Annotated in this window: 16 protein-coding genes and 1 pseudogene; 7 read left to right on the top strand and 10 right to left on the bottom strand. The window is 71.7% G+C overall.

From position 1 onward, the window contains the following. Position 1 precedes the first annotated feature (1 nt). From pgi to ACWD5D_RS29685, 4 genes are all read left to right on the top strand, one after another. Complete coding sequence (gene pgi / locus ACWD5D_RS29700) at positions 2-1,690, top strand: glucose-6-phosphate isomerase (protein WP_451375838.1); 1,689 nt, start codon at positions 2-4, stop codon at positions 1,688-1,690. Between the two features lie 6 nt (positions 1,691-1,696). After that, positions 1,697-2,575 carry a phosphogluconate dehydrogenase (NAD(+)-dependent, decarboxylating) gene (gene gnd, locus ACWD5D_RS29695; RefSeq protein ID WP_451375837.1) on the top strand — a complete coding sequence of 293 codons (879 nt, stop codon included), beginning with the start codon at positions 1,697-1,699 and terminating at the stop codon, positions 2,573-2,575. 5 nt (positions 2,576-2,580) lie between these two features. After that, on the top strand, positions 2,581-3,174 hold the full coding sequence (locus tag ACWD5D_RS29690; RefSeq protein WP_451375836.1) for a histidine phosphatase family protein: 594 nt from the start codon (positions 2,581-2,583) through the stop codon (positions 3,172-3,174). Between the two features lie 225 nt (positions 3,175-3,399). Further along, on the top strand, positions 3,400-4,065 hold the full coding sequence (locus tag ACWD5D_RS29685) for a TetR/AcrR family transcriptional regulator (RefSeq protein WP_451375835.1): 666 nt from the start codon (positions 3,400-3,402) through the stop codon (positions 4,063-4,065). Between the two features lie 63 nt (positions 4,066-4,128). On the opposite strand, the gene ACWD5D_RS29680 is transcribed toward ACWD5D_RS29685, so the two are convergent. Continuing rightward, positions 4,129-4,566 carry a PPOX class F420-dependent oxidoreductase gene (locus ACWD5D_RS29680; RefSeq protein ID WP_451375834.1) on the bottom strand — a complete coding sequence of 146 codons (438 nt, stop codon included), beginning with the start codon at positions 4,564-4,566 and terminating at the stop codon, positions 4,129-4,131. Positions 4,567-4,747: 181 nt separating this feature from the next. Here ACWD5D_RS29680 and ACWD5D_RS29675 point away from each other — a divergent pair, with 181 nt between their 5' ends. Beyond that, positions 4,748-5,971, top strand: coding sequence for a serine hydrolase domain-containing protein (locus ACWD5D_RS29675; protein WP_451375833.1), 1,224 nt, complete (start codon positions 4,748-4,750; stop codon positions 5,969-5,971). A gap of 25 nt (positions 5,972-5,996) precedes the next feature. Here ACWD5D_RS29675 and ribA read toward each other — a convergent pair whose 3' ends face one another. Beyond that, entirely contained in the window at positions 5,997-6,674 is a 678-nt protein-coding gene (gene ribA / locus ACWD5D_RS29670) for a GTP cyclohydrolase II (RefSeq protein WP_451375832.1), read from the bottom strand. Positions 6,675-6,712: 38 nt separating this feature from the next. On the opposite strand from ribA, the gene ACWD5D_RS29665 reads away from it, so the two are divergent. Next, the gene (locus ACWD5D_RS29665; protein ID WP_451375831.1) at positions 6,713-7,471 is read left to right on the top strand and encodes a creatininase family protein; all 759 of its coding nucleotides are present in this window, start codon (positions 6,713-6,715) and stop codon (positions 7,469-7,471) included. A gap of 101 nt (positions 7,472-7,572) precedes the next feature. Here ACWD5D_RS29665 and ACWD5D_RS29660 read toward each other — a convergent pair. The 5 genes and pseudogenes from ACWD5D_RS29660 to ACWD5D_RS29640 all read right to left on the bottom strand — a co-directional run. After that, a pseudogene (locus tag ACWD5D_RS29660) lies at positions 7,573-8,496 on the bottom strand (lysylphosphatidylglycerol synthase transmembrane domain-containing protein); the annotation flags it as partial. Next, entirely contained in the window at positions 8,493-9,497 is a 1,005-nt protein-coding gene (locus tag ACWD5D_RS29655) for a methyltransferase domain-containing protein (protein ID WP_451375830.1), read from the bottom strand. The pseudogene ACWD5D_RS29660 and the gene ACWD5D_RS29655, both read right to left, overlap by 4 nt. Further along, entirely contained in the window at positions 9,494-10,675 is a 1,182-nt protein-coding gene (locus tag ACWD5D_RS29650) for a glycosyltransferase family 4 protein (protein ID WP_451375829.1), read from the bottom strand. Before ACWD5D_RS29650 ends, ACWD5D_RS29655 begins: the two co-directional genes overlap by 4 nt. Continuing rightward, positions 10,672-11,070, bottom strand: coding sequence for a 6-pyruvoyl trahydropterin synthase family protein (locus ACWD5D_RS29645; RefSeq protein ID WP_451375828.1), 399 nt, complete (start codon positions 11,068-11,070; stop codon positions 10,672-10,674). The genes ACWD5D_RS29650 and ACWD5D_RS29645 overlap by 4 nt, the downstream gene beginning before the upstream one ends. 117 nt (positions 11,071-11,187) lie before the next feature. Continuing rightward, complete coding sequence (locus tag ACWD5D_RS29640; protein ID WP_451375827.1) at positions 11,188-12,171, bottom strand: dehydrogenase; 984 nt, start codon at positions 12,169-12,171, stop codon at positions 11,188-11,190. A 107-nt stretch (positions 12,172-12,278) separates the two neighbouring features. Between ACWD5D_RS29640 and ACWD5D_RS29635 the strand changes: the two genes are divergently transcribed. Beyond that, positions 12,279-13,076 carry a CDP-alcohol phosphatidyltransferase family protein gene (locus tag ACWD5D_RS29635; RefSeq protein WP_451375826.1) on the top strand — a complete coding sequence of 266 codons (798 nt, stop codon included), beginning with the start codon at positions 12,279-12,281 and terminating at the stop codon, positions 13,074-13,076. A 65-nt stretch (positions 13,077-13,141) separates the two neighbouring features. Here ACWD5D_RS29635 and ACWD5D_RS29630 read toward each other — a convergent pair whose 3' ends face one another. The 3 genes from ACWD5D_RS29630 to ACWD5D_RS29620 all read right to left on the bottom strand — a co-directional run bounded on the left by ACWD5D_RS29630 (position 13,142) and on the right by ACWD5D_RS29620 (position 16,524). Then, positions 13,142-13,852: a YcnI family copper-binding membrane protein gene (locus tag ACWD5D_RS29630; RefSeq protein ID WP_451375825.1), complete on the bottom strand. Its 711-nt coding sequence runs from the start codon at positions 13,850-13,852 to the stop codon at positions 13,142-13,144. Between the two features lie 111 nt (positions 13,853-13,963). Further along, the gene (locus tag ACWD5D_RS29625) at positions 13,964-16,117 is read right to left on the bottom strand and encodes a tetratricopeptide repeat protein (RefSeq protein WP_451375824.1); all 2,154 of its coding nucleotides are present in this window, start codon (positions 16,115-16,117) and stop codon (positions 13,964-13,966) included. Next, positions 16,114-16,524 (bottom strand): hypothetical protein, encoded by a 411-nt coding sequence (locus tag ACWD5D_RS29620; protein WP_451375881.1) that lies wholly within the window; start codon positions 16,522-16,524, stop codon positions 16,114-16,116. The genes ACWD5D_RS29625 and ACWD5D_RS29620 overlap by 4 nt, the downstream gene beginning before the upstream one ends. Between the last annotated feature and the right edge of the window lie 65 nt (positions 16,525-16,589).

Genomic DNA, 16,589 nt, shown 5'->3' with positions numbered 1-16,589 from the left:
CATGTCCGACGCACCGTCAGACACCACCCAGCTCGACCGCCGGCCCGAGTGGACGGCGCTCGCCGACCACCGCGCCGCGGGCGTGCCGTCGCTGCGCGAGCTGTTCGCGACGGACCCCGGCCGCGCCGAGCGGTACGTCGTCCGGGTCGGCGACCTGCGCATCGACTACAGCAAGCACCTGATCACCGACGAGACATTGCGGCTGCTGCGGGAGTTGGCGGCGGCCACCGACGTCTTCGGCCTCCGCGACGCCATGTTCCGCGGCGAGAGGATCAACGTCACCGAGCGGCGGGCCGTGCTGCACACCGCGCTGCGCGCCCCGCGCGACGCGGGTGTAGAGGTCGACGGCGAGAACGTCGTCCCGCACGTGCACGCCGTCCTCGACAAGATGGCCGGCTTCGCCGAGCGGGTCCGCTCGGGCGAGTGGACCGGCCACACCGGCAAGCGGATCCGCAACGTCGTCAACATCGGCATCGGCGGCTCCGACCTCGGCCCGGCGATGGCCTACGAGGCGCTGCGCGCCTACACCGCACGGGACCTGACGTTCCGTTTCGTGTCGAACGTGGACGGCGCCGACCTGCACGAGGCGACCCGGGACCTGGACCCGGCGGAGACCCTGTTCATCGTCGCGTCCAAGACGTTCACCACGATCGAGACGATCACCAACGCCACCTCGGCCCGCTCCTGGCTGCTCAAGGCCTTCGACGATGGGGGCACCTCCCGCTCGAGCGAATTCGAGAGTGGGGGAGAGAAGGCTGTGGCCAAGCACTTCGTGGCGCTGTCCACGAACGGCGAGAAGGTCGCCGAGTTCGGCATCGACACGGCCAACATGTTCGAGTTCTGGGACTGGGTCGGCGGACGGTACTCGTACGACTCCGCGATCGGCCTGTCCCTGATGATCGCCATCGGCCCGGACAACTTCCGCGAGATGCTGGACGGCTTCCGGCTGGTCGACGACCACTTCTGCACCGCCCCCGCCGAGGCCAACGCCCCCCTGCTGCTGGGCCTGCTGGGGATCTGGTACGACAACTTCCACGACGCCCAGTCGCACGCGGTACTGCCCTACAGCCACTACCTGTCGAAGTTCACCGCGTATCTCCAGCAGCTGGACATGGAGTCCAACGGCAAGTCGGTGCAGCGTGACGGCCGTCCGGTCGAGTGGCAGACCGGCCCCGTCGTCTGGGGCACCCCCGGCACCAACGGGCAGCACGCCTACTACCAGTTGATCCACCAGGGCACGAAGCTCATCCCCGCCGACTTCATCGGCTTCGCCCGGCCCGTGGCCGAGCTGAGCGGAGAACTGGAGGCCCAGCACGACCTGTTGATGGCCAACTTCTTCGCCCAGACCCAGGCGCTGGCCTTCGGCAAGACCGCCGAGGAGGTCCGCGCGGAGGGCGTGCCCGAGGAGCAGGTGGCGCACCGCACCTTCCGCGGCAGCCACCCCACCACCACGATCCTCGCCCGCGAGCTGACCCCCTCCGTCCTCGGTCAGCTGATCGCCCTCTACGAGCACAAGGTGTTCGTGCAGGGCGCGGTCTGGAACATCGACTCCTTCGACCAGTGGGGCGTGGAGCTGGGCAAGGTCCTCGCCAAGCGCATCGAGCCCGCGCTGACCGAGGGCGCTGCCGTCCCCGGTCTCGACCCGTCCACCACGGCGCTGGTCGCCACCTACCGCAACCTCAGGAAGTGAACTGAAATGCAGCTCGGTCTCATCGGTCTCGGCAAGATGGGCGGCAACATGCGCGAGCGGATCCGCCGCGCCGGCCACACCGTCATCGGCTACGACCGCAACCCCGAGGTCTCCGACGTCAAGAGCGTCGCCGAACTGGTCGAGAAGCTGGACGCGCCGCGCACGATCTGGGTGATGGTCCCGGCCGGCACCGCCACCCAGATGGTCATCGACGAACTGGGCGACCTCCTCTCCCCCGGCGACGTCGTGGTGGACGGCGGCAACTCCCGCTGGACGGACGACGAGAAGCACGCCGCCGCCCTCGCCATCAAGGGCATCGGCTTCGTCGACGCGGGCGTCTCCGGCGGCGTGTGGGGCCTGGAGAACGGCTACGCGCTCATGGTCGGCGGCGACAAGGAGCACGTGGACCGGCTGCAGCCGATCTTCGAGGCGCTCAAGCCGGAGGGCCCGTACGGCTACGTCCACGCGGGACGGGTCGGCGCCGGGCACTTCTCCAAGATGGTCCACAACGGCATCGAGTACGCCATGATGCAGGCCTACGCCGAGGGCTGGGAGCTGCTGGAGAAGGTCCACTCGGTGGAGAACGTGCGCGAGGTGTTCCGCTCCTGGCAGGAGGGCACCGTCATCCGTTCCTGGCTGCTCGACCTCGCGGTCAACGCCCTGGACGAGGACGAGCACCTGGACAAGCTGCGCGGTTACGCCGAGGACTCGGGCGAGGGCCGCTGGACCGTCGAGGCCGCCATCGACAACGCGGTTCCGCTGCCGGCGATCACCGCGTCGCTGTTCGCGCGGTTCGCCTCCCGCCAGGACGACTCGCCGCAGATGAAGATGATCGCGGCGCTGCGCAACCAGTTCGGCGGGCACGCCGTGGAGAAGAAGGACTGATTCCTGTGGGCGACCTTCTGCTGGTCCGCCACGGCGAGACGGAGTGGAGCCTGTCGGGGCAGCACACCAGCTACACCGACCTGCCGCTCACCACGCGCGGCGAGGAACAGGCCAAGTCCCTCGCTCCGCTCCTGTCCGGACGGACCTTTGCCCAGGCGCTGACCAGCCCTCTGGACCGCGCGATACGCACCGCCCAACTGGCGGGCCTGACCGGGACCGTGACCGACCCCGACCTCCACGAGTGGGACTACGGCGGCTACGAGGGCGTCACCACCGCCGAGATACACCGCACCCGCCCCGACTGGAACCTGTGGACGGACGGCGTTCCGCCCGGTCCCGGGGGGCGCCTGGGCGAGGCGCCCGAGCAGGTCGGGGAACGCGCCGACCGGGTGCTCGACCGGCTGGAGAAGGTCCTCGCCGCGGATGGCGGTGACGTCGTCCTGGTCGCGCACGGCCACTTCCTGCGGGTGCTCACCGCCCGCCGGCTGGGCCTGCCGCCCGCCGACGGCCGCCTGTTCCAGCTGGCGACCGGCACGGTGAGCCGGCTGTCCACGGAGCACGGGTGGCCCGTGATCGCCGAGTGGAACAGACACGCGTGACGGCACCACCGCCGTGTCCGCGGCCCGGGTCACCTCGTGTGACCCGGGCCGCGGTCGTACGACCGGTGGGTGCGGTCGGCCGCACCCGTGGCTCGGCCGCCTCTCACCGGGCGGGGGCCTGCCTCTACAATCACCGGCACTTGTCCCGCGTCACCGGCACTTGCCCGGAATCACCGGCACATGTCCCGCCACCACCGGCATCCGCCCCGCGCCCGAAGGAACCCGATGGCCAGCGTCGACGAACCGGCACCACCCGGCGGGCGGGCGCGGGCCGCCGCCCGCACCCGGGCCGAGATCCTCGATGCGGCGACCCAGGAGTTCGCCCGGACCGGCTACGACGGCGCCCGCGTCGACGAGATCGCGGCCCGCACCCGCACCACCAAGCGGATGATCTACTACTACTTCAGTGGCAAGGAGCAGCTGTTCACGGCCGTGCTGGAGCGGGCGTACGGCGTGCTCCGCGAGGCCGAACGGCAGCTGGACGTCGCGCATCTGGGCCCGGTCGCGGCGATCCGCCGGCTGGCCGAGCTGCTCTTCGACCATCACGAGCGGCACCCGGACTTCGTGCGTCTGGTCAGCATGGAGAACATCCACGGCGCCCAGCACCTGGCCGCCTCCCGCGAGCTCGGGCGGCTCGGCTCCCCGGCGCTCGACGCGATCCGCCGCATCCTGGCGGCCGGGCAGGACTCCGGGCTGTTCCGGGCCGACGTGGACGCCGTCGACCTGCACGCGGTGATCAGTTCGTTCTGCTTCTTCCGGGTCGCCAACCGGCACACCTTCGGCACCCTGTTCGGCCGCGACCTGGTGCACCCGGCCCGGCGGGACCATTACCGCACCATGCTCGGCGACCTGGTGATCGCCTACCTCACGGCGGACCGGGCCCCGGCCTAGACGTATCGCCCTGAGAGCCTGCCGGCACGGCGGCGTCGAGGCCCGACCGGGGCGAACCGCGGGTCAGCGGGTCGGGACGCCGTACGCCCGGTCGACGCGCAGGCGCACCACCAGGCAGCGGTCGCGGACCATGGCGGCCCGGTAGTCGTCCCAGTCCGGGTGCTCACCGACGACGTCCCGGTACAGCCTGACCAGCTCCTCCACGGTCTCGTCGTGCGGGTCCGCGGCGACCGGTGACAGTTCCGCCATGCCCTCGGCGACCGTGTACGCCCACCGGTCACCGCTGGTGACGTGGTACGAGGCGCGCGGGTCGCGGCGCAGGTTGCGGGTCTTGGCACGGTCGTCGGTGACCGAGACACGGATGATCCGCTCGTCCGGGTAGTAGGCGTGGCCGACGTTGGACAGCTGGGGGCGGCCGTCACTCTTGAGGGTGACCAGCACGCCGCCGTGCCCGGCGGAGAGCAGTTCGAGCAGTGCGTCCTGCTTCGGGTCCTGGGTCATACCCAGGAAAACCCGTCGGGGTGAGCCGCCCATTCCCGTGCCGGGGGCCCGACGTCATGTCGATCACAAAACCCCCTGATGAACGGGTCCGCGCCGCTGTTCCTGCGCGACGATGAGGGTGTGAGGCCGTCCCGGCGGAGCGGGCCGGACCGCACGCGTACGACGCGACCGGAGGAGAGCGATGGCACAGCTGCGGCAGGACGTCGACCCGGGTGCGGCCGGTCTGGACGCGAAGGCTCTCGACCGCCTCGACCGGCACTTCGCCGATCACGTCGACGAGGGGCGCCTGCCCGGCTTTCTGGTGGCCGTGGCGCGTTGCGGCCGTGTCGCCCACCTCACCACGTACGGGCACCGCGACCTCGCGGCCGGACTTCCGGTCGAGCCGGACACGCTGTGGCGGATCTACTCCATGACCAAGCCGGTCACGGCGGTCGCGGTGCTGCTGCTGGCGGAGGAGGGCCGGCTGTCCCTCGACGATCCGCTGGCGCGGTATCTGCCCGAGTTCGCCGACCCCCGGGTGTACAAGGGAGGTTCGGGCGCCGACGTCCGTACCCGCCCGGCGGCCGGCCCGATCCTGATCCGGCACCTGCTCACCCATACGGCGGGCCTGACCTTCGGCTTCTACTTCAGGCATCCCGTGGACGCCCTGTACCGCGAGGCCGGCCTGGAGTCCTCCGTGCCGCCGGGCGCGGACCTCGCCGAGACGGTCGCGGTGTACGCGCGTCTGCCGCTGCAGTTCGAGCCGGGCACGCAGTGGAACTACTCGGTCGCCTCCAACGTGCTGGGCCGGGTGATCGAGGTGGTCTCCGGGCAGCCGTTGGACGCGTTCTTCACCGAGCGGATCCTGCGCCCGCTCGGCATGACCGACACCGGCTTCCACATCACGCCCGAACAGGCCGATCGGCTCGCCAAGTTGTACGGCGAGACGGACGACGGCGGCATCGAGCCGATCCCCGGGCTGCCGGTGCGCGGCCGGCCCCGGTTCCTGTCCGGCAGCGGGGGCCTGGTCTCCACGGCCGGGGACTTCCACCGGTTCATGGAGATGCTGCGCCGGGGCGGCGAGTTGGACGGAACCCGTCTGCTGTCCCCGACCGGCGTCGCCGAGATGACCGGCAATCAGCTCCCCGGCGGCGCCCTCCTGCGCGCCTTCGGAGCCCCCGCCCACCAGGAACGCGGCAACGACGGCCTCGGGTTCGGCTTCAACGTCTCCGTCGTCACCGACCCGTCCCGCACCCTCGCTCCCTCCAGCCCCGGCACCTACGGGTGGACCGGCGTCGCGACCACCGCGTTCTGGGTCGCCCCCCGCCGCGATCTGACCGTGCAGTTCATGACCCAGGTCCGCCCGAAGAGGCTCAAGGTCTTCCCGGAGCTGCGGCGCCTGGTGCACGAGGCGCTGACGGACTGAGTCAGACGGCGCGCCGGGGCACGCGTCAGGAGCCGTGGGCGACCGCGTCCAGGTGGGGCAGGATGTGGTCCAGCCGCTCGCGCTTGGTCCGCAGATAGGTGATGTTGCTCTCGCACGGCTCGATCAGCAGCGGCACCCGCTCGGCGACCTGGATGCCGTGCCGGGTCAACGCCTCGTGCTTGCGCGGGTTGTTGGACATCAGCCGGACCGAGCGCACACCGAGATCGCGCAGGATCCCGGCCGCCACCCCGTAGTCGCGGGCGTCGACGGGCAGCCCGAGCGCCAGGTTCGCCTCGACCGTGTCCAGGCCCTCCGCCTGGAGCGCCATCGCGCGCAGTTTGGCCAGCAGGCCGATGCCGCGGCCCTCGTGGCCCCGCAGGTAGACGACGACGCCGCTGCCTTCGGCGGCCACCGCGCGCAGTGCGGAGGCCAGCTGGTCGCCGCACTCGCAGTGCCGGGAGCCGAACGCGTCCCCGGTCAGGCATTCCGAGTGCAGCCGGGTCAGCACGTTCTCGGTGCCGATCTCGCCGTACACCAGGGCGACATGCTCGTCACCGCGGTCGTGGTCCAGAAAGCCGATCGCCCGGAATTCCCCGTACACGGTGGGCAGCGGGGTGTTCACGACGCGTTCCGCACCCGAACGCCGCGCGGACTTCTCGGACTTCGCTGACTTCGTGCCGAGGACGTCGATGTCTTCTGTCATGATCTGATTCCTAAGCAGAGACGAAAGGCCGGGAAAAGATGAGTGGTTCGGGCGGGCGGACGGTCGCGCACGGGGTGATTCCGGCGGACACCACGCAGGACGTACGGGCGCGGGGGGCGGGCGTTTCACCTCAGGTCGCCGTCCTTCCCGTCGGCAGCTTCGAACAGCACGGCCCCTACCTGCCGTTGGCGACCGACACCCTCGTCGCCTGTGCCGTGGCGCGGGAGATCGCCGCCGGCTATCCGGTGCACCTCCTTCCTCCGGTGACGGTCTCATGCTCGCACGAGCACGCGGCCTGGCCGGGGACCGTCAGCATCTCCGCCGTCACCCTGCACGCGGTGGTCGGGGACATCGCGGCCTCGCTGCGCCGCTCCGGCGTCGACGCGCTCGTCGTCGTCAACGGGCACGGCGGCAACTACGTGCTCGGCAACGTCGTCCAGGAGGCCTCGGCGCGCGGTGAGCGGATGGCGCTGTTCCCGGCCGCCGAGGACTGGGAGGCGGCCCGGGTGCGGGCGGGAGTGGTCACCTCGCTGCTCACGGACATGCACGCGGGGGAAATCGAGACCTCGATTCTGCTGCACGCTCATCCCGAATTCGTCCGCCCTGGTCACGAGTCCGCCGATTTCACGGCGGACGACCGCCGCCATCTGCTCACCACGGGAATGTCCGCCTATACCGAATCGGGCGTCATAGGCCGTCCTTCCCTGGGGTCCGCGGAAAAGGGAAAGGAACTGCTGGCCGGCCTGGCGGAGGCGTTCGGACCGTATTTCGAGCTGCTCCGGGAATCCCGGGGGTGACCGCGCAGCCCGCCGTACCAGCGGGCGACGAGGACGACGGCGCCGGGCAGGCTCGCCACGAAACTCAGCACGCCGTACACGACGGCGACGGCGACACCGCTGCTCGCGCCGAGCCCCGCCGCGGCGAACGCCCAGGCGGTGACACCCTCGCGGGGCCCGAAACCGCCGACGTTCAGTGGCAGGCCCATGGCGACCAGGGCGAGCACCGCGAGCGGCAGCAGCACCGGTACGGAGGCCCCGGATCCGGCGACCCTTGCCGCGACGACGAACATCGCGAGGTGGCCGGCCAGCACGACCGCCGAGGACAGCGCGACGCCCGGCCCGCTCTCCCGGGACAGCAGGCCCCGGCGCGCCTCGCCGAGCACCGTCTGCAGGGCGCCGCCGCGACGGGAGGGCGCCCGGTTCAGCCGGACGGCGAGGACGACGGCGAGCGCACCCACCACGCCCAGGGCCACCAGCGGGGCGAAGCCGCGGACGTCGTCCCGCACCGGGGACGGCAGCGACAGCAGCGCCACCGCACCGAACACGGCCAGCGCCACCTGCCCGGCGACCCGCTCCAGCACGACCGCCTTCACGCCCCGCCGCACGTCCCCGGCACTCTGCCCGTGCCGGACCGCCCGGTGCACGTCCCCGAGCACCCCGCCCGGCAGAGCCGCGTTCAGGAACAGCGCCCGGTAGTAGTCGGCCACGGCCGGCCCGAACGGCAGCCGGATCCGCAGGCCCCGGGCCACCAACTGCCAGCGCCACGCGCTGAACACGGTGGTCACGACGCCGACGCCCAGCGCCACGAGCACCGTCGCCGTGTCGATCCTGCGGAGCCCGTCGAGGAGAACACCGGTGCCGAGCCGCCACAGGAGCAGGGCGAGGATGGCGGCACCGGTGAGAGTGCCGAGGTGGGTGCGGAGCGCGTGACGGGGGCGGGAAGTGGCGGAAGGCTCAAGGGCGTTGGGGCCGCCGGGGTTCACAGGGGCCTGCTCGGCGCTCGTAAGCTCGGGGGCCGGCGCGAATGCCGTACGAGGGCTCATGACGCCGCCCCTCCTGTCGCCCCTGGCAGAGCGAGCAGGTCGCTGTGGTGGACCACGACCCGCAGCTCACCGGCCTCGCAGGCGGCGAGGCGCTCACGCAGGTAGCGCTCGGCGCGCTCACGCAGCTCGGGCCGTTCCTCGACGGCCGCGCCGACCCAGCCCCGCAGCCACTGGGCGGTGAGCGCGGACTCCGCCGGGCCCAGTCGCCAGGGGCTCGGCCGCAGTCGTACCGTCGCTCCGCGCGCCGAGAGTGCCTCGCAGGCCACGGTGACCGCGTCCGGGCCGAGCAGGCCGCCACGGCGCTGGTGGGCGTTGAACGCCTCGGTGATCTCGGCGTCCAGCGGGTCGGACGGGGTGAGTTCGACGCGTCCGGCGACGGACAGGGTGAACAGCACCGGGCAGCCGGCACCGGCGCACGCGGCGGCGAGGGCCTCGGCCTCCTCGCGGGTGAGGACGTCGAGCAGGGCCGAGGCCGTCACCAGCGAGGCCCCGGTGAGCGCTTGCGGAGTGAGCTGGGCGAGGTCACCGCGCCGGGTCTCGACCGTGACCCGGCTGCCGTCGGCGGCAGTGGTCGGGGAGGCAGCGGCGGCGAAGTGCAGCAGGTACGGGTCCCGGTCGTGCAGCACCCAGTGCTGGGCGCCGTCCAGCCGGGGCGCGAGCCAACGGCCCATCGAGCCGGTGCCGCAGCCCAGATCGTGGACGACCGGACCGCCGCCCGCCCGGCCCGGCTCGCCGGTGAGCGTCTTGCGCAGCGGTTCCAGCAACTCCTCGGCGCGGGCTGCCGCGTCGGCGCCTTCCCGCAGCCGCAGCCACTCGGGCGCGTACCGCGCCGGTTCCTCCTCGGCGCCACCGTCCCTCAGCCGCACGGTGGCTCGCTCACCGGGCCCGACGACGGGCCGGACGACGGGTCCGGCACCGGGAATGACCTCGGCGTTCCCGGTGACGTCCTGGGTACGCGCCTCACTCGCACTCCGTGTGCCCGTACCGCTCGTGTTCCTCATGCCGCCCTCCTCGGTGTCCCGGGCAGGGCGCCGAGAACCGCGGCCAGGCTGCGGGCGGTGCTCGCCCAGCCGTCGAGGGCGGCGCGGCGGGCGCGCGCGGCGGCCTTCAGCCGGCGGCGTACGTCGGCCTCGCCGAACCAGCCGCGCAGTTCGGCGGCGAGCGCGGCGGGGTCCTCCGGCGGGACGAGGATGCCGGGGACACCGCCGTCGGGGGCGCGGCCGACCGCCTCGGGCAGGCCTCCGACGTCGGTCGCGAGGACGGGGATGCCACGGGCGAGAGCCTCGGTGACGGCCATGCCGTAGGTCTCCGCGTAGGAGGTGAGGACCATCAGGTCGGCGGCGGCGTAACTGGCGTCGAGGTCGGCGCCGGAACGCGGGCCGGTCAGGCGCAGCCGGCCGGCGAGGCCGTACCGCTCGATCTGGGCGCGCAGATCGGCGACGTACCCGGGGTCGTGGCCGAGACCGCCGACCAGGTCGCAGGTCCACGGCAGGTCCCGTACCGCCGCGAGGGCCTCCACCAGCCGGTGCTGGCCCTTGCGCGGGGTGACGGCGGCGACGCACAGCAGGTGGGAGACGCCGTCGGTGCCGGGGGCGAGCGGCTTGATGTCGGCGCCGGGAGCGGCGCGGTGCACCCGTTCGGGGGCGAGCCCGTGATGGGAGACGAGGCGGCGGACCGCCCAGTCGCTGGTGGCGATCACCGCGGGCACGGCCCGCAGCACGGCCCGCTCACGCGTGTCGAGGCCGGCGGCCACGGCCGCGTCGAGGCCGGTCTCGTCGCCGAGCGGCAGGTGCACGAGGACCGCGAGCCGCAGCCGTCCGGCCTCGGGCACGACGACCTCCGGCACCCCGCAGGCGACCAGCCCGTCCAGCAGGACCGCCGTGTCGTCGGGCAGTTCCCGCAGCACGCGCGCGAGTCCGTCGCGGTCGACGGCGTCCGGGGCGGGCCAGCCGCCGGGAACGGCGTGCCGGACGACCTGCCAGCCGAAGCCGGGCAGGTCCAGGCAGACCCTGCGGTCGTAGGCGTTGCCGCCGCTGGGCGCGGCCGGGTCGTCGACACCGCCCGGCATGACGAAGTGCAGGGTGCGCAGGGACATGGGGACGATCCCGCCGTTCTCGAGGGCGGCGCGCTTCGCGGGCTGGTGGGCGGTCCGTGCCCTGCGCACGGTCAGGTCGGTCACAGGCCACGCTCGTAACTCGCCCAGGCGATGTGGGATTCGTGCAGGGTCACCGTGATCCCGGCGATGCCCTTGGCGCCCTCCCCCAGCGCGCCCTTGTGGATGCGTTCGGCGAGGCGGTCGGCGACGACCTTGGCCAGGTACTCGGTGGAGGTGTTGACGCCCGCGAAGTCGGGGTCGTCGTCGAGGTTGCGGTAGTTCAGCTCGGCGGTGACGGCGCCGAGTTCCCGCGTGGCCAGGCCGATGTCGACGACGATGTTGTCCTCGTCCAGCTGCTCGCGGCGGAACGTGGCGTCCACCAGGAAGGTGGCGCCGTGCAGGCGCTGCGCGGGCCCGAACACGTCGCCGCGGAAGCTGTGGGCGATCATGATGTGATCGCGGACGGTGATGCTGAACAACGGACGACCCTCCAGGTGCGGTGCGTCTGACGCCCCCGCCGTTTCCTGACGGGGGATGACATCTAGTACGGCTCCTCACTTCCCCGCGTTCAGCCCGCTCCCACCCTTTTTCTCAGGTCAGGGCACCTCGCCGTACCTGATGCGGTGGCACAGGGCCGGGATCTCGCCGGAGGCGAGCCCCGGCATGACCTCGGGGAGTTCCTCGAAGGCGCTCTCCCCCGTGATCAGCGCGTCCAGCGCCGGGTCGGCGAGGAGGTCCAGGGCGAGGGCCATCCGCTCGGCGTAGCCGCGGCCCGGACGGGCGGCCGGGGAGACGGTGCCGACCTGGCTGCTGCGCACGGTGAGCCGGCGGGAGTGGAAGGCCTCGCCGAGCGGGAGGCTGACGCGCCGGTCGCCGTACCAGCTCAGTTCGACGACCGTGCCCTCGGGCGCGAGGAGTTCCAGGGCGCGGGTGAGGCCCTGTTCGGTGGCGCTGGCGTGGACGACGAGGTCGCACTCGCCGAGGGCGTCGCCGGGCAGGGCGAAGCCGGCACCGAGAGCCTCGGCGGTCTTCGCCCGGTTCGGGTCGGCGTCGACCAGTTGCAGCCGTACGCCGGGGAAGCGGGCGAGCAGCGCGGCCACCGAGCAGCCGACCATGCCGCCGCCGACGACGGCGATCCGGTCGCCGAGGAGGGGGCGGGCGTCCCAGAGCGCGTTCACCGCGGTCTCGACCGTGCCCGCGAGCACGGCCCGCCCTGCGGGTACCCCTTCGGGCACGACGGTCACGGAGCCGGCCGGAACGACGTATCGGCTCTGATGCGGGTACAGGCAGAAGACCGTACGCCCGATCAGCCCCTCGGGCCCCTCCTCCACCACGCCGACGCTGAGGTAGCCGTACTTCACCGGTGCGGGGAAGTCACCCTCCTGGAACGGCGCCCGCATCACGGCGTGTTGACTTTCGGGTACGCCCCCGCGGAACACGAGCGTCTCCGTGCCCCGGCTGACACCGGAGTACAGGGCACGCACCAGCACCTCGCCCTCGCCGGGCTCCGGGAGGGTGACGTCGCGCAGCTCACCGTGGCCGGGAGAGCGGAGCCAGAAAGCGCGGGCCGACCGCGTCATCGGCATCCTCCTGAACGCTCGGGAAGTTGTTCACGTACCGAGAAGTGCACAGGCCGCGCACAGTACGCGGCGTTGATCGACTCTGTCACTCGGCCGGAGGATGTGCGGTGGCCCTGAACAACACGTACGACGCGAGGCTCCAGCAGGAGACCGCGGTGGGAGCGGGCGTACAGGTCCTGCTCCTGGTCCTGCTCGGCGCGGTCATCGGCCTGGGCCCGGCCGGCTGGCTGACCGGCCTCTCCTTCGCGTTCGCCACCTGGGCGGTCCTCTCGCGCGCCCTGCACCGCTCCCGGCTGCGCTCCTTCGGCCCCGCGAACCGCGTCACCCTCGGCCGGGCGACGCTCGTCGGCGGGGTGACGGCGCTGGTCGCGGACTCCTTCGAGAGCGCGCCGCCGGTGACGCTGCTGGTCGCCCTGACCGCCGTCGCCCTCCTCCTGGACGGCGTCGACGGCAAGGTGGCCCGCCGCACGGGTACGTCGTCCGCGCTGGGCGCCCGCTTCGACATGGAGGTCGACGCGTTTCTGATCCTCGTACTCAGCGTGTACGTGTCCATGCGACTGGGCCCGTGGGTGTTGATGATCGGCGGCATGCGCTACGTCTTCGTCGCCGTGTCCCGCGTCGCCCCCTGGCTGAACGCCCCCCTCCCCCCGTCCTTCGCCCGCAAGACGGTCGCCGCGGTGCAGGGCATCTGCCTGCTCCTGGCCGGCGCGGAGCTGCTCCCGCATCTCGCGAACCTCGCGATCGTGCTGGCCGCGCTGGGCTCGCTGGTGTGGTCCTTCGGCCGGGACGTGGTGTGGCTGTGGCTGAACTCGCGCGGGGAGACACGCGGGACATCGCAGGAGGAGGTGCCGGAGGCGCGGGTGCCGGAGGCGCGGGTGCTGGAGTTGGAGCTGGCGGCACGCTGAGACAGCCGACAACGAAAAGGGCTCGGACCGCCGACGGTCCGAGCCCTTCTCCTTGTCCTGCGCGCCTACGACCGCTCCGCCCGCCCTCGCACGAGCGCGAACGCCGCCGCGGCGAGGCCGAGCGCGCCGACCACCAGCCCGGCGATTCCGAGCCCCCGGGCCGTCGAGTCACTCGCACCGGCGGCCTTGGCCGTACCGGCCGCCTCGCTCTTCGCCACCGGAGCCTTCGTCTCCCCACCGGCCGTGAGCCCGAGCACCGGCGCCGGGTTCTCCGACTCCTCCCCACCGGAAGGCTCCTCGATCCAGCGGGCGACCTTGCCGTCGGAGTAGGTCTGCAGCGTCTTGAACGTCAACTGGCCGGTGTCGTCGGGCAACTGCCCGAAGGCCACGTCGAAGTCCTCGTACTCCCCCGCCCCGATCTTCCCACCCGTCCACGTGATCTCGGAGACGGCGTCGGTGATGGTGCCGTCGTCGGTCTTCACCGGCGTCTTGAGCTTGGTGCTGGTCACCTTGGCGGTCCAGCCGTCCTGCGGGTGCACGAGGACACCGAGCACCGGATGGTCGGTGGGCAGGAAGACCTGCACCTTGGTGGTGGAGGCACTGTCCTCCTCGTTCGGGACACGGAAGGTGAGCACTCCGTCCGTGGCTCCCTTGGTGTAGCTCTCCGGATGGACGGTGACGTGCGCGGAGGCGACACCGGCCGCGCCGAGCAGGCCTGCGGCGGTGAGGGCGGTGAAGGTGCCGGCGCGGCGGAGGGCGATGCGGTTCATGGACATGGGCGAGTGGATCTCCGTACGACTGAAGGTGAGAGTGGTCAGGCCTGGTGCGGGATTGCCGCGAGCGGCTCGGTCGCCATCGAAGAGAACGCAGCGTCGCGCATCCCGTTGTCATCCGCCGGGCGGTTGGCACGGACGCCACCGACCCGATCGGTACTCGTCCAGCAGCTGCCGGCTCGCGACCGTGAAGGGGTGATCGGCGCCCAGGCTGCGTTCCCGTCGTGCGAGGACATCGGTCATCAGCTCGATCCCCACGTCCACGTGGCCGAGCGCGGAACGGGTTCGGGAGAAAAGCTGCCGGGCAGCGAGCACGATCGGGTACTCGGGGCCGAAGCGTCGCACATACGCTTCGGCGACCAGCCGTATTTCCTGATCGGCCTCATCGAAACGGCCCAGGAGGTAGAGCGCCCAAGCGTGGTTGTGCCCAGCGCCCAGTGTGACCGTGTGATCGGGGCCGAGGAGCCTGGCGCATTCCGACGGCAGCGAAAGCAGGGCGCCGCCTTCTTCGGTGACCACCTCGGAGGCGGGCAGCATCTCCAGCAGACTGGCGCGGGCGCGCAGGGTCAGTGGGTGCGCGGGGCCCAGTGTCGTTCGCCGGCCGGTGACGGTGGCCCGGAGAAGTGCGAGCGATTCCTCGCGCCTGCCGAGGTTCCCCAGCACGAGCTGAAGGCCGTATCCGCTGTCCAAGGTGTCGGGGTCGTCGGCCCCGAACAGTCTCTCCTGGGTCTCACGGACGCTGCGGAGCGACGCCTCGGCTTCGGCGTACTTGCCCAGTCGGAACAACGCCCGGCCGGCCCGGGAACGGGCGGCCAGTACCAGACGGTGATCCACGCCGAGCAGCTGCTGTGCGAGGTCCGCCGCGGCACGCGAGGTCTCCCAGGCCGAGAGGTAGTCCCCGGTGCGATGCAAGGTGACCGACAGCCGCGTCGCGACGGCCAAGGCATCGGCCAGAGCCGACGGTTCGCCGATGCGTCGCAACAAAGCGAGCGCATGAGGCACCAGCAGTCGCAGCTGTGGATCGTAGGGACCCGCGTCGGGTACGCCGGGAACGGCCGCGTCGAGCAGCCGGACGGCCGTCGTGTTGAGAGCGGGCATTCGTTCCGCAGGTGTCGCGGCCGAAACGCTGTCGAGCAGTACTCCATGGCTCTGTACGCAGCGCACGCCGACGTCGACCAGTTCGGTCAGCGACTGGTCGAGCAGGGCTCTCAGGGCTGTTTCGGTTCGGGCGTGGGGGAGGACGCCACTGATGTCGGCGCGGTTGAGCAGGGACAGCGGCAGCGGCTCCGGAGCGAACCGGGCCAGCAGTCTGAGCAGCGCCGCCGCTTCGGGCAGCCCGCGCTCCTCGAACGTGTCGAGTGTCAGCTGCCAGGTCAGGCCGACCAGGTGCCGCGGGTCCGCCTCGGACAACGCGTCAGCTCCCTGGTCGATGAGCTGGACTCGTTCCTCTCCGTCGAGATGGTGACCGTAGGCATCCATCGTCCAGGGATCGAGCACTTGATGGGAGAGGAAACCGCCGGCCAGTGTGAGGGCAAGTGGCAGCCGCCCGAGCCGGTCCGCGATCTGCGCCGCCTGCTCCGCCGTACCACTGTGCGGGGCGAGGTCGCACAGGACAAGTGCGGCGTCCTCCCGCGGTAGTACGCCAATGTGCTGCAATTCAGCCCCTGGCCACCAACGAGCGGCTGCTCGCCGAGTGGTCACCACGACAGTGCCGCGTGGGCTGGTGCGCAGCCAGCTGCCGTCCCGCAGGATCTCCGGCTCGTCGGCGTTGTCGAGTACCAGCAGCCAAGGCTCGGCGGAGCGGTCGAGATACTGCCAGACGAGATCCGCTGCGGGACGGAGGCCATTGCGGGCAGCCAGCAGTTCGCCGTCGCCCGCACCCCGGTCTGCGGCGACGGCCAGCATGCCGGCGCGCAGGCTCGCACGGTCAAAGGCGTTGACCCACAGGCCCGCCCGGCCGTACTCACCGGTGGCCACATGGAAGAAGGCATGAGCAACCGCCGTCTTGCCGCAGCCGCCCATGCCGTACAGCACGTAGGCGTCGCCGCCACACCTCACTTCGACGCTTGCCCGCAGGCGTGCCATCACCTCGGCGCGGTCGCGCAGGACTGCTGGAGGCCGCCCGACCGCCGGGCGGCGCACTGAGTCCGGGCCACTCGGTCCGGTCGTGTCGCCGCCGTAGTGGTGGTGTTCGTTGATGTGCTGGTCGCCCGATGCCTGGTAGACACGCCCCCGGTCCTCGGCACGACCGTCCATCCCGCCCGTCATCGCTCGGTGATGTGCTGGTCTCGTCCTGCCTGGTAGATCCGGGCCTGACCGGACGCTGTGGCATGCTGCGTGACCTGCCTGGCGGCCGTGCCGCCGGGATCGAGTTCGTCCAGCAACCTGCGCAGTTCCTCGGCGGCGGCAGGTTGAGCGACGATCAGGCGCCGTACCGTCCCCTGCCACTGCAGACGCAGTTCGTTCAACGTCTCCTGGTCGTTCGCCACCATGGCTGCCAGAACATCCTCGCGGCCAGCCTCCAAATCGGCGGCTACGGTCTCGGCACGCTCTGGTTGCATCCGACGCCAGAGTTGTGTGAGCCCCTCACGGGTGCGATGCCACGCATCGGTTGCCATCAGCGTGACCAAGGTGGTTCCTGCGCCTTGAGCGAGCGAGGTCATCTCCGGATCCAAAGTCACCCCTCCGTTCACTCGATTTTCCGACAGCATGGCTGAAAAGTCGCGCTGGCCAGGTGTTT

This window comes from Streptomyces sp. NPDC002520 (assembly GCF_053595235.1).
This window is presented reverse-complemented; position numbering and strand designations above follow the sequence as displayed.

Bases quoted from the DNA above. Each gene is read 5' to 3' on its own strand.
- gnd (WP_451375837.1), top strand. From the start codon at position 1,697: ATGCAGCTCGGTCTCATCGGTCTCGGCAAGATGGGCGGCAACATGCGC.
- ribA (WP_451375832.1), bottom strand. From the start codon at position 6,674: ATGACAGAAGACATCGACGTCCTCGGCACGAAGTCAGCGAAGTCCGAG.
- ACWD5D_RS29685 (WP_451375835.1), top strand. From the start codon at position 3,400: ATGGCCAGCGTCGACGAACCGGCACCACCCGGCGGGCGGGCGCGGGCC.
- ACWD5D_RS29655 (WP_451375830.1), bottom strand. From the start codon at position 9,497: ATGAGGAACACGAGCGGTACGGGCACACGGAGTGCGAGTGAGGCGCGT.
- ACWD5D_RS29640 (WP_451375827.1), bottom strand. From the start codon at position 12,171: ATGACGCGGTCGGCCCGCGCTTTCTGGCTCCGCTCTCCCGGCCACGGT.
- ACWD5D_RS29665 (WP_451375831.1), top strand. From the start codon at position 6,713: ATGAGTGGTTCGGGCGGGCGGACGGTCGCGCACGGGGTGATTCCGGCG.
- ACWD5D_RS29680 (WP_451375834.1), bottom strand. From the start codon at position 4,566: ATGACCCAGGACCCGAAGCAGGACGCACTGCTCGAACTGCTCTCCGCC.
- ACWD5D_RS29630 (WP_451375825.1), bottom strand. From the start codon at position 13,852: ATGTCCATGAACCGCATCGCCCTCCGCCGCGCCGGCACCTTCACCGCC.
- ACWD5D_RS29675 (WP_451375833.1), top strand. From the start codon at position 4,748: ATGGCACAGCTGCGGCAGGACGTCGACCCGGGTGCGGCCGGTCTGGAC.
- pgi (WP_451375838.1), top strand. From the start codon at position 2: ATGTCCGACGCACCGTCAGACACCACCCAGCTCGACCGCCGGCCCGAG.
- ACWD5D_RS29625 (WP_451375824.1), bottom strand. From the start codon at position 16,117: ATGACGGGCGGGATGGACGGTCGTGCCGAGGACCGGGGGCGTGTCTAC.